The organism is Nostoc sp. 'Peltigera membranacea cyanobiont' 213 (genome assembly GCF_002245975.1).
GTDB lineage: Bacteria > Cyanobacteriota > Cyanobacteriia > Cyanobacteriales > Nostocaceae > Nostoc.
On the sequence record NZ_NOLI01000024.1, the window covers coordinates 33586 to 45980 of the forward strand.

The 12395-nt window shown below is 40.1% G+C and carries 10 protein-coding genes; all 10 read right to left on the reverse strand.

Annotated elements, in window-relative coordinates:
* Positions 1-409: 409 nt before the first annotated feature.
* Positions 410-2638: a GumC family protein gene (locus CDG77_RS09730; protein WP_094329190.1), complete on the reverse strand. Its 2229-nt coding sequence runs from the start codon at positions 2636-2638 to the stop codon at positions 410-412.
* 159 nt (positions 2639-2797) lie between these two features.
* Positions 2798-3898, reverse strand: coding sequence for a glycosyltransferase (locus CDG77_RS09735; RefSeq protein ID WP_094329191.1), 1101 nt, complete (start codon positions 3896-3898; stop codon positions 2798-2800).
* 287 nt (positions 3899-4185) lie between these two features.
* A complete protein-coding gene (locus CDG77_RS09740; protein WP_094329192.1) occupies positions 4186-5499 on the reverse strand; it encodes an NAD(P)H-dependent oxidoreductase in 1314 nt (437 codons plus the stop codon).
* A 109-nt stretch (positions 5500-5608) separates the two neighbouring features.
* A complete protein-coding gene (locus CDG77_RS09745; protein WP_094329193.1) occupies positions 5609-6850 on the reverse strand; it encodes a glycosyltransferase in 1242 nt (413 codons plus the stop codon).
* Between the two features lie 157 nt (positions 6851-7007).
* Positions 7008-7562: a dTDP-4-dehydrorhamnose 3,5-epimerase gene (gene rfbC / locus CDG77_RS09750; protein WP_094329194.1), complete on the reverse strand. Its 555-nt coding sequence runs from the start codon at positions 7560-7562 to the stop codon at positions 7008-7010.
* A complete protein-coding gene (locus tag CDG77_RS36370) occupies positions 7559-7732 on the reverse strand; it encodes a hypothetical protein (protein WP_190233939.1) in 174 nt (57 codons plus the stop codon). The genes rfbC and CDG77_RS36370 overlap by 4 nt, the downstream gene beginning before the upstream one ends.
* A 53-nt stretch (positions 7733-7785) precedes the next feature.
* Positions 7786-8637, reverse strand: coding sequence for a phytanoyl-CoA dioxygenase (locus CDG77_RS09755; RefSeq protein ID WP_094329195.1), 852 nt, complete (start codon positions 8635-8637; stop codon positions 7786-7788).
* 49 nt (positions 8638-8686) lie between these two features.
* Positions 8687-9694, reverse strand: coding sequence for a glycosyltransferase family 2 protein (locus CDG77_RS09760; protein ID WP_094329196.1), 1008 nt, complete (start codon positions 9692-9694; stop codon positions 8687-8689).
* A 200-nt stretch (positions 9695-9894) separates the two neighbouring features.
* Positions 9895-11163, reverse strand: a complete 1269-nt coding sequence (locus CDG77_RS09765) for a class I SAM-dependent methyltransferase (RefSeq protein ID WP_094329197.1) — start codon at positions 11161-11163, stop codon at positions 9895-9897.
* 110 nt (positions 11164-11273) lie between these two features.
* Positions 11274-12302, reverse strand: coding sequence for an NAD-dependent epimerase/dehydratase family protein (locus CDG77_RS09770; RefSeq protein ID WP_094329198.1), 1029 nt, complete (start codon positions 12300-12302; stop codon positions 11274-11276).
* Between the last annotated feature and the right edge of the window lie 93 nt (positions 12303-12395).

The following is a 12395-nucleotide window of genomic DNA, read 5'->3' on the forward strand; positions in this document are numbered from 1 at the left end:
CGGTAACTACTGAAAGTAGAAATATGTAGAGGGAAATTACCCATAAATCGATATTTACGTTTAATTGCACTGAGGTGTTTATTGTATCGATAGATGTAAAAAAACCAGTCTGCTCTTGTCTTCTAGCCTTTATGAATGTGCTTTCATCTCTAGAATATAAGACTATCTAGAAACAGCGATCGCTCAACTAAATTCTTTATTTACTCTTTAAAGAGCCAGTGATTTCTCTGAAAACTCATAAAGATAGTATAAATATACTAAAATTTTCCCGATCGCAATAAAATTAAATTTTGTTCATAAAAAAGCAAGGTAGCACAGCTGTGCTACCTTGCTTGGTTTGTAGTGAGCGCTTTAGCGCTCAAATCAAGGACTAAAGTCCTTACTACAAACTCTTGAAACTAAGTACTAGTTACTTTTCTACAGCTTGACGCAGGGCCAATTGCTGTTGTTTTACATAAGGTACGTAATTACTGCTAGAGTTTGATACCCCGTTAGCCACAACCCCAATCAGATTTAACTTACTTAGCATGGCTGTAGCCTGAGTCAGCTGGCTTCGTGTCACAATACCAATGCTTGCCACCATGACCACACTACGACAAGATGAAGCGGTAAGCATGGCATCCACCAAGCCAAGAACTGGGGGAGCATCTATGAGTACCAAATCATAGTTTTCCTCAAAAGCTGCCATCAATTGCATCATCCGAGGGGAACTCAACAGATTAGCTGGGTCAGCAGGTTTGGGGCCAGCAGTCAAAATATCGATGTAGGAGGAACCTGAATATTGAAGACTAATCTGGTTTGGTAGAGTTGCATCACTCGCTAATAGAGTTGAAAGCCCCTGTTCATTAGGAAGATTCAGTTGGTGGTGCAAGCTGGGATCGCGTAAATTGGCATCAATCAGTAACACTCTTTTGTGTAAACGGGCAGCACTCATCGCCAGACCAAGCGCCAAAGCTGATTTCCCCTCATCGGCTAAAGCTGAGGTAATCATCAAAGATTTTAAATTAGCAACAGTATTTAAAAGTTCAATGTTTTTGTAAATCAGATCCAGCGATTCCCAACGCGGTGGAGATTGTAATACCTGAATTGTCCAGGGAGCGAGAACTTCTGGCTTCCCAAAAGGCAACTTGATCATTGATTCTTTGGGTTTGGCTGGCGGTAATTTGGGAGTTGTTCCCAACAACGGCATGGCCATTTGCTTCTCTAATTCAGCAGTGGTGTGAACTGCATCATCAGCCGATTCTCGAATAAAGGCAGCAATGCCTCCTAACATAAATCCAACCACTCCACCTAACAGCAAATTCTGCTGAAGATTGGGGCCTAATTGGCCACCTTTTTGAGGTTCTTCCACAACTTCCCAATTAAAACCACCCTTGGAAAGTTCTTGCCGTAATTGCTGTTCTGCTCTTAAAAGTTGCTCTAACCTTTCACGACTAAATTGTAACTGCGGTAGCATCCGATTGTAATAAGCTAACAGAGGCGGAAAGCGTTTTATTTCCAAACGCAGATCGTTTTCTTTCTGAGCTAAAGTTTGATCGCGAGCAGTTAAAGCAACTATAGTTGTCTGCGTTTCCACTAACTGACCAGCAAGGCTAAGATCGATTTGGCCAAGTTGTCCTTTTTCGAGAAGAGAGTCTCCAGAAGTGAATCCACCAGCAGATTTTTCGCCTAAAGTTCTTCCTACTTCTTGTTGCAATAATTCCTTCTGACTCTGAAGCTGTTCTTTGAGCTTTTGCACACTCGGAGTCTGATCTGTAAAGCGTAAACGTTCTTGTGCTAGTGCTAGTTCTGTTTTTTGAATTTCGTTCAGTAAGCCTTGATAGCGAGTAGACTGACTCAGACGAGAAGCAACTAAAGCATTTTGGGGAGAACGGTTAAGTTGTTCTTCCAGAGATTTTTGGCGTGCTAAAGCTTCCCCATATTGAGCGCGAGTTGTCTGTCGTTCTTGGGAAATATTGTTCAAAGCTGTTTCAATCGCCTTGGCCTGTGACTCTGGATCGATTAAGTTCTGATTTCTACGAAACCTTTGTAAATTTGTCTCAGCCGCGTTCACTTCTTCACTGGCTTTACTTAACTGTTCCCTAATAATTTGCAGACCTTTTTGTAAACGCGAATTCTGTTGGTCTTTGTTATATTCGACATAAACTTGTCGAATTGCACCCAGAACTTTTTGTGTTTTTTCTGGATCTCCAGCCGTGTATTCAACTTGAAATATTTTAGTAGCGACATTATCTTCTTTGCTCCTTAATTGAGTTAAGACCAAAGAAGCTTTGATTTCACTTGCACTTATATCTGGATAACTAGATTGAAGTTTATCAACTGCTTTTTGAATGAGTCCCGAACTCTGCATCAAGTTAAGCTGGGTTGCAGTATCTATCACAACATTAGAGTCGGTAAACTGGTTGTCTAACCCAGCACCTTCTGTCTTGCCTTGATAGTTAGGTTCTACTAGCAGTTGCATTGAACTTTTATAAGTAGGTTTGGTCTTTAAAGTTACTATACCTGCAATAGCAATAGAACTAATTAATACTGCTAAAAACCAAGGAAATCTTCGTACAAATACGGCAAATAACTGTCCGTAACCTGGCTCACTTTCAGAAGCTGGAGTTATCTGAGGATTTAGACTAGTTTGAACCACTTTTATTATCCTTGTCTTCAAGACTTACGCTAAGAGATATCCCGAAGAATACCTATTGTTTTTACGAACTACCTTTAGAGAGCGCATCGCTAGAGAAGTACGCCAAAGAGGAGAGAGAAAAATAAATAGGTAATCTTATAGTAAGAAGAGATTCAGAAATCAAATGAATAATTGATGCCCACCACAAGCCTGATTAATAATTTGCTCAACCTTCCCAAAAAAGGCATTTTCTGAAAAGTTTGCTACCGCATGATTTCGGATGCGCTCGTAATTCCAAGAAATGCCATTGGCTTCTAGTAATGCAACTTGTAAAGATTCGGGTGTTTGTCTTTTGAAAAAGACTCCTGTTTCACCTGGTATTTGAGTATCTAATACTCCACCTGCTCCATAAGCGATAACTGGTGTGCCGCTAGCATTAGCTTCTACTGGAACTAACCCGTAATCTTCTAAGGCTGCGACAATAATAGACTTGGCTTTGGAAAACAAGTCTTTGCGGGTTCTATCACTTACGTGTCCCAAGAACACAATATTTTTTAATGCTTTAGATTTTAACCGTTCTAATTCTGGCCCGTCACCTGATATTAATAATTGCCATCCCAGCCAGTTAAAAGCTTCGACTATTATATCAAGGCGTTTATAGCTAATCATCCGGGCTGAAGCCAGATAATATTCATCTTTTATATCTGAAAAAACAAATTTACTAGTATCAATTGGATAGTTTACCATCATTGCCTTTTTGCCATAAATATTTTCAATCCGGCGGGCAACAACACTAGAATTAGCTATGTAAAGGTCAGGTTCCTGTGCATATTTCAGGTCTACCTTTCTCATTACTTGAAATACTTGTTCAATTAAAGGTGCAAAATATCTATAGTCTCCGTATTCTCTTAAATAGGTTGCTGTATCCCATAAGAAACGGGTGACGTTATGACAAAAGCAAATGTGGCGGGCATTGGGATTTTTTCGGACTGCTTTGGCGAAGCTGGTGCTACTGCTAATAATTAGATCGTAGTCTTGCAGATCCAAGGCGCGAAAGGCAGGAAAATATAGAGGAGCCATTGCCCTGAAATATTTTGCTGCACCAGGGATTTTTTGTAAGAAGGTTGTGTTGACGATGCGATCGCCTAAATCGATAGTTTTTTGGCGATCGTACAGAGATGTGAAAATGTCTGCTTCGGGATAACGCTTACAAAGCAGTTCAAATACACGCTCTGCCCCACCTCGCTGGGTTAAATAATCGTGGACTAGAGCAATTTTCATCAATTTGACCTAAAGTTTCGATCGGGTGTGTTTCAACGCTCCCCAGCAAGTTACTATCAACAACTTTAGTGTCCCGCAGTATAGCTTCCTTTTCTCTCTGTTTACGAAATTCTGGCGACAAATACATTGGTAGGGCTTCGGAGATCCCCCCAACCCCCCTTAAAAAGGGGGGCTTTTTCTCCTCTTTACCCCCTTTTTAAGGGGGTCGCCGTAGGCGGGGGGATCTGATCCGAAACCTATTAGGGGCGTACAGCTGTACGCCCCTACAGCCGATTTATTTGTTGCTATTACCCAACTGCTACCAAGATTTTTTCTGTGGCGAAATAATTGTTTTGCTCAGTTCTTAGTTGGTCGCAGAGTCTGCCTTCAGGTAATTCTACATCCTCATAAGTGAGGACTTGATCCTTAGAAATATCCCGTTTTAGGCGACACCCTTCAGCTAAACCAATTGGTAGAAGATTTTGCTGTTGGACAATGGGGGAATTTTCACATTGTCCGTAGGTCATGTAGTAACCGATGCCATCTAGGGTTTCTCCTGCTTTCAGGTCGATTTTGGCGGTGGTGACAACATCTACTAATGGACCTGCGAGTGGAGACATAACGGCATCACCGAAGAGGACAGCACGCGCTACGGACAAGGGAACTTCAAAATGACAGAGGTGATAAGGAGTATGGAAGCTGTAAAGTGGGCCTTCGCCTAATTTGTATAAGTTGAGATAGTGGCGTTGCTTGGGGTCGTCGTGAGTGGCAAATACATATACGCCTGGGCCTGGTTTTGCTCCAACTACATAATCGACAATGCCGCCCAGTTCTTTGAGTTGTTCAACATCATATAAATGGGTCATTTCATCGACATAACCGTTGAAGTCATATCCCAACATTCCCCGTTTGGCGACTTTCATCCCTGTGGCATTGGCAACGATCGCTTGCTCGAAGGAAATTTTGGTTCCGTCGGCGAAGCTAGCCACCATGTGGGGCTTTTGACCCCAACGTTTAGCAAATCCTTCCTGGGTGGTGGGATTGCGATAGGGGTCTTGGAGTCCTTTAATGTTACCGCATAATAATGGAGTTAGACCAATGCTTTTGACAAAGCGGTAGAGGTTCATTTGCACCCCTGGCTGATCGCCATCACAAGCAGTAAGAATGACACCTGCTTTGTCAGCATAGACTTTCAGGATGGGGCCAATAGTGCCGTCGAGTTCGGCATTCATCATAATCACATGTTTGCAATGGGCGATCGCTTCCATGATGACGTGAGCGCCAAATTCCACTGCACCTGTGACTTCGATTATGGCCTCGATGCCCTCAGCCTGACACAGTAACTTAGCGTCTTCTGTGACTGCATATTTACCATTTGCGATCGCATCTTCTAATTCGCTGACAGTTGCAACAACTTGAATATCTTCAATTCCTGCTTCCGAATAAGCTTGTTTAGCTGCGTCAATCTGGCGATTGGAGATTGCAACTAACTCCATTCCTGGCACTGAATTGACAATTTGGTTGGCAATTCCTCGACCCATAAAACCAGCACCAATCATTCCCACTTTAATAGGATTTCCTGCTGCTGCACGGGCTTGTAAGGCGCGATCGATAATAATCATGAACTAAACTCCTTTTTGGAACTGTTGGTTGTGATACAAATTCTCTATAAACTTGCACTTAATGATTTTTTACAGCTAAATATTAAGTACATTTTCATCGGAATTAAGATTAGTGATGGCTACTAACTGTTTGTTTGCTAGATGCCATAGAACCAATGTGTTTTTTCTGGCTGTGATTTTCGATAATTTGCTCCACAACATTTCTGTAGACTTGAGCAAACTTATCTTTAGTATGATTTGCTCTTGCATATTCCCAAGCTTGACGAGACATAAACTTTAAGTCTTCTACAGGCAAATTAGAAATACTTATAACTTTCGCCTTAATTTCTTCAAGGGAAAGATTATCAAAAATCACACCAAAATCGTGAACATCTACACCAGATTCGTAGCTTAAAATAGGAATTAGCCCAGCTTGTAAGCAACTGATTACTGCTCCTGATTGTCCTTCGGAAACGGAAGGATAAACAAGCCCTAGACAGTTATTTGTCACCTCTATAAAGTCAGGGCTACTAACATCAATCCACCCATAAGTGTGGATATTGGGTGTTTCGTACAGTTCTTTATAGAAAGCTTGCTCAAATTCTTTGTCATTACTTACCGGGCCACAAACTGTTAAATGGTATTCCGGCATTTGGGCAAAGGCATCTAAAACTAAATCTAATCCTTTAAGGACTAAAGCACTACCACCAAACCACAGAAAACGTTTTCTTACCGCTTCAAAATCTTTCTTGTCAGGATAGGGATAAACGACAGGCGAAGAAATTGGAATCCGATACATTGGTTTATTAGCATACTTGAATGTATCGGTTGTGAAATCGTTACCCAACACAATTGCACAATCGGCATATTCAATTCCCAAGTTAGGAACCTCAAATCGCTGTGGTTTTAAGGTTACACCTTTGCGCTGTTGTACTTCTAGAAGCCTGTTGCATTCAGCTGCATTACGAAACACCATATTTGCAATGTCAACGTGGAAAATTTTGATGCAATCTTTATTGAGTTTTGGTGCAAGTGCTTCCATCCGATGACGGATATCAATGAAAAATGCGTAGTGCTTTTGCGGAACGAATTTATCATTGTGGAACTGGATAACATCAACGTTATAGCCCAAGTCTAAAAAAGTTTGGGCGATTTGCCAAACTTCCCAGTACCAAGTATGGTCATTAGGCATTGGTTGACCAGGTTTTAAGAGGAATGGCTCAATTCGATAAGAAAGAAGTACATTCCCCTTAGAAGGTTGTTTTGGCTTTAGATAAACAACCTGTAATGTTTTCGCATAATTAATCCGAGCTTGGACTTTTTGGGAGACAAAAGAGATAGTATTTCCCACGCGAGATAGAATATTTGACATTTATTTCTACCTAATCCCATTAAGTTAATAACTCAACTTTGAATTAGTAATTGATAGTTACGTATACATCAATCCTAATTTATTTCTTTACTTCGCGCTCTTTGCGTCCTTTGCGGTTCGTTAAAAAATAATTATCCGAACCATTCAACCCCCATATCTATCTAGAAGTACCGCCAACAGTCATCATTCTTAACAAAGGCCAACTTAAATCTTTCTCAGAGATTTCAGTCACATCTAAAGGCCAATCAATGTTAAAAAACGGGTCGTCATAGCGTAAACCTCTTTCATACCCTGGCGTGTAAAATTCACCTACTTGATATACAACTTCAGTCTCATCTGTAAGTGCTTGATAACCGTGAGCAAACATTTCTGGAACATACAAAGCGCGGCGGTTTTCTGGGGTAAGTTCTACACCAATGTGTGATAAAAAGCTGGGAGATTCAGGACGCATATCAATAATTACGTCATAGATAGCGCCTTTAGTACAACGAATTAATTTCGTTTCTGCTGCTGGGAGAACTTGATAGTGCATTCCCCGAATCGTGCCTTTTTTGTAGTTAAAAGACAAGTTACATTGGGCAACTGTTGGCTTTAATCCGTGGGCTGCAAATTCTTGAGCGCAGAAAGACCGAGCAAAAAAACCACGGTGGTCTGGCTTTTCTTCTAAGTCAATAATGAATGCGTCTTTTAGTGCGGTTGTGGTGAAAATCATGTGATTCCTTTGAGATGAATGTTGAGTAAAGAAAATAAACGAACCACAGAGGCAATAGAGTTGCCAGTGCGCCCTTGCGGTTCCCCGACTTGTAGTAACTGGCGCGGCACAGAGATATGAGAGTTTGAGAGATATTTTGTGTCAGTAATAAACCTACAAATTTGAAGCAACGCTCCTTCTCTTCCTGTGTGTTCTCTGTGCCTCTGCGGTTAATTAAATTAATTTAAGTCGAAACTTTAACTGCATCAGATGCAGAACGTAACTCTACTCTGTGATAAGTATCATCCCAGTATTGGGTGCAGAGGTCTGGCCGTTCGGGGGGATTGGCGGTGTAACAAAAGAATAATGCTGACCGGTCTTCTGTGCGGACTGTGCCGTGATGCAGAGCGTTTTTCGTATCTACAATAATGACAGTACCTGCTGGGCCTGGGCAGGATTTCCAAGCTGATTTGGGGATGACTGGTTTTACTTGTTCATCGTTGATACCCATATAGCCTGACTTCCAAAGTTTGTAGTAAAGCCGAAAATAATTCCAACTAAATAAGGAAGTTAAAGAGCGAGGAATGTATTCAAAAGGCCCTGTTTTTTCTTCTACATCATTCAAGTAAATGAAGATTTTGATAATGCGACGGTCTTCTGCATCACTATGCCATAGTAGCGTTCCAAACTGATATTTGCTCTTGAAATCTTTGCGTAAATGTACACCATGAAAAGCAATAGGAAGACCGATATAATTTTCGATGATGTTGAGTAGCCTTTTCTCTACGCCCCAGGCATAAAATTCTGGTAAACCTGTAACTGTGTAAATTTGTGGCAACCTTTCATCTAGATGGTCGTTGTTGGGATTTTCCATCTGAGACAATTGATGGTAGGCAGCTTTGAGCAGTTCAGGGCTAGAGTTTAACCCTAACTCTGCCAGTGTTGTGACGCAAACGCCATCTTTTTTGAGAGTATTAAGGATGTTGCGATCGCGCCCTTCCAATGCTGGCAAATTTCTGCTATGCTTCCAACGAGCTACGTAATATTCAAAGTCAGACGAAAGTGTAGCTATTTTGTGTTTAATAGCGTTAAACATGGCGTAAATCCTTCTCTTATTGATATATCTTTTTTAGTAGTTTCGTAGCCTATGGTTTATAGTTACGCACTTCTTGAGTAGAGATTTCACTCGTTTCTGCTAACCCAAACTCTTTAGAAACCATCACATCAAAAGCACACAAGCTGACTAAAGCCAAAAATGGAACTACTGTTTTGATGGCGGACATCGGCCATCTTCTTAAAGCACCCAAGAAAACTTTCAAGTTGACTTCTTTACCGTTCTGCAAAAGCATCCGCCTACAAAACTGCTTAGAATATCCACTCTGCTCTAATTTCAAAATTACTTCGGGGATATGTTTGTATTGCATTAACAGTGCTGATTTTGGTTCTTTCTGCCAATAACTCACACCAACAACACATTCTAAATAAGTCTCTTTAGTGACAATTACTCTGCCATTAGCAGCACAATATCCGGCTAAATATGCCAAAGATATCCAGTTATTCTCAGCATCTTGCCAATTTTGGAGAGCGCGTTTTACTAAGTCAGTGCGATAGACTGTAGCAGTTAGAAAAATGACTGCACCGACACTTTTTGAAAAACAATGTTCAAATATAGCTTTACCATCACCATCGCCATCTTCACTATCTATATCAAACCAGCGATTACCAACAATCTTTGGTGGATGAACTGGCTCACCAGTAATTTGGTTGCGACCAGAAAAATTAAGAAACAATAATGATAAATCTTCATATTGGCTAAGTTTATTAATTACATAAGCAATAGCTCTATCTTGAATTGGATCGTCATCACCAATTGTCCAAACATATTTTGTTTTAGTATAATTAAGGCAATACATAATATTTTTAACTACGCCTAAATTTTTAGGATTTTTATTTGAGTTAAATGTAATATTGCTAAGTATGGTTTGCCATTTTTGGATTACCTCTTGAGTATTATCTGTTGAACAATTATCAGATACTAAAATTTCACATTCATCTTCAAAGCCTTTGATAGCTTGAGCCAACCAACTCAGTTGTTTATCTAGAAGCTGGGCCCGATTGAATGTAGGAATAGCAATAGTCAGGAGTTTATTCATATTAAGCTCAAATCTATAGTTAAGAGGCTACTAGCAGCAGCTTATTTATGAACAAGCTGCTTTCCAGTTTATTTTTTTGAGATTTGACAACAAAAGCTTTATAGAACTACGCCTTTTAATTACTTCTTACCTATTGTCTATATTCATAATGACAACATAAAAATAGTAACAAAAGGCGCTTTTTGGGTTATATCTAGTAATTACGACGCTATTAAAAGCCTATCCGGAATCGGACACGGATAAATTTTGACTTCAGGAATAGGCACAACAAACTGTCCACCCCATTCGCCAATAAATGCCATTTGCTCCATAATTTCTTCCTTGAGATTCCAAGGTAAAATTAGGACATAATCTGGTTTAGTTTCGCGGATTTTATCTGGTTCAAAGATGGGAATATGAGTCCCAGGTAAAAATAAGTCTTGTTTGTAAGGATTGCAATCGACTGTGTAATCGATAAAATCTTTCCCAATCCCACAGTAATTAAGCAATGTGTTACCTTTGGCTGGTGCGCCATAGCCAACAATTGATTTCTTTTCTGCTTTGGCACTTATAAGGAAACTTAAAAGCTTATGCTTTGTTTCTTTGACTTTTTCAGCAAATGTAACATAAGTCTCCATTAGATGGAGTCCAGCAGCAATTTCCTTTGCTTTTAGATGGTTAACTCGGTCATTGATGCTAGGATTATCAGTATTGTCATGTTTAGCATAAATTCTTAAAGAACCGCCGTGAGTTGTTAATTCTTCTACATCGAAAAGTTGTAAATTATGCGCTGCAAAAATCTTTTCGATAGTGAGGAATGAGAAGTAAGAAAAATGCTCATGATAAATAGTATCGAACTGATTTTGTTGAATCAGTTGTAAAATGTGAGGAAACTCCATCGTCAAGATCCCATTTGGTTTGAGGATGAGTTTCATCCCAGCGATAAAATCATTTAAATCTGGTACATGAGCTAAAACATTATTGCCTATCAAAAGATCGGCTAGTTTTCCTTGTATCACGAGTTCTTTGGCAGTTTCAACCCCAAAAAACTTGTTGATACTAGGAATGCCTCTGTCTTGAGCTATTTTGGCTATATTTGCTGCTGGTTCTATTCCTAAAACTGGGATTTTTTTCTCTACAAAATATTGCAGTAGGTAGCCATCGTTGCTGGCAATTTCAATAACTTGAGTATTGCAATTAAAGCCAAATTTTTCTACCATCATATCGGTGTAATCTTTGGCGTGTTTTAGCCAACTTACCGAGTAAGAAGAAAAGTAAGCATAGTCGCTAAAAATCCGATCGGGAGTTTCAAATTGTTCTAATTGAACTAAAAGAGTATCTTCAGAAACATAAGCATGGAGTGGATAAAATTTCTCGGCATGATTTAGCTGTTCTGCTGTTAGATAAGCATTGGCTAAAGGTGACATTCCTAAATCAATAAAGGTTTTGTGTAGAGGTTGTCCACTAAAACGGCATTTTGCGATCGCCATAAACTTCAACTCACTAATTGCAAATATTTTGATAGATTAAATAAGTCCGAATCAAACATTGTTGATTCGGAACTTTAGAATATTTCTTTGCTGCTGTTCGGCAAATCTATCTACTTTTTATTCCAGAAGAAATCTTTGTCAATTTGCTCGGTACGAATGAGATACTCTAGCTGTTTTAAGCGAGTAAATCCTCTAAATAAGAAAGTATCTTCAGCCATGTCTATTTGACTGAATAAATCAAATAGCTGCTGGGCACCAAGTCGGGCATTCCAATCACATTTAAATCCGGGGAGAATTGTGTTGATTTTCTCGAAAGATACCCGATAGCTGCGGTTATCTGAGCCGTTGTCACCAAAGGACAATTTACAATCTGGGAAAATATCAGCAATAATTTCCGCGATTTCTTTAACGCGATAGTTGTTTGCTGTATCTCCCACGTTGAAGATTTGGTTATGTACAATGTCTCGTGGTGCTTCTAAGGCGCAGACTATTGCTTTGCAAATATCCAGTGCGTGGACTAATGGTCGCCAAGGTGTACCATCACTGGTCATTTTGATTTGCTTACTAGTCCATGCCAACCCTGCTAAGTTGTTTAAAACAATATCAAAGCGCATTCTGGGTGAAGCACCAAAGGCTGTAGCATTCCGCATAAAGGTGGGAGAGAAGTCATCGTCAGCGAGTGGTCTGACATCTCTTTCTACGAGAGTTTTGCATTCTGCGTAGGCTGTTTGGGGATTAATTGGGGATTCTTCTGTGACATCACCTGCGGTAGCAACGCCGTAGACACTGCACGAAGACATATATACAAAACGACGCACACCCATAGCTTTAGCTAGGCTAGCGAGACGAACTGAACCGATATGATTAATTTCGTAGGTAATATTCGGTGCTAATTGTCCGGCTGGGTCGTTGGAGAGTTCTGCCATGTGAACTATTGCTTCAACACCTTCCAAGTCATCAGGGGTAATGTTGCGGATATCTTTGTTCAGGGTTTTAGGTGTCACCCCATTAGCGTTGTATAGCCAACCAACTTTATAGAAACCAGTATCTAGACCAATAACTTCATGTCCGCGTTCAATTAACAGAGGCGGTAATAATGAACCAAGATAGCCTTCTGTTCCAGTTACTAATATTTTCATTGTAGTTAATGCCTTTGTATTGATGAGTTAAATTCTTTGTTTAGTAGGGGCGCATAGCTACAGCGTGTTGCCCAAAATCCCTGGTAGGCACAC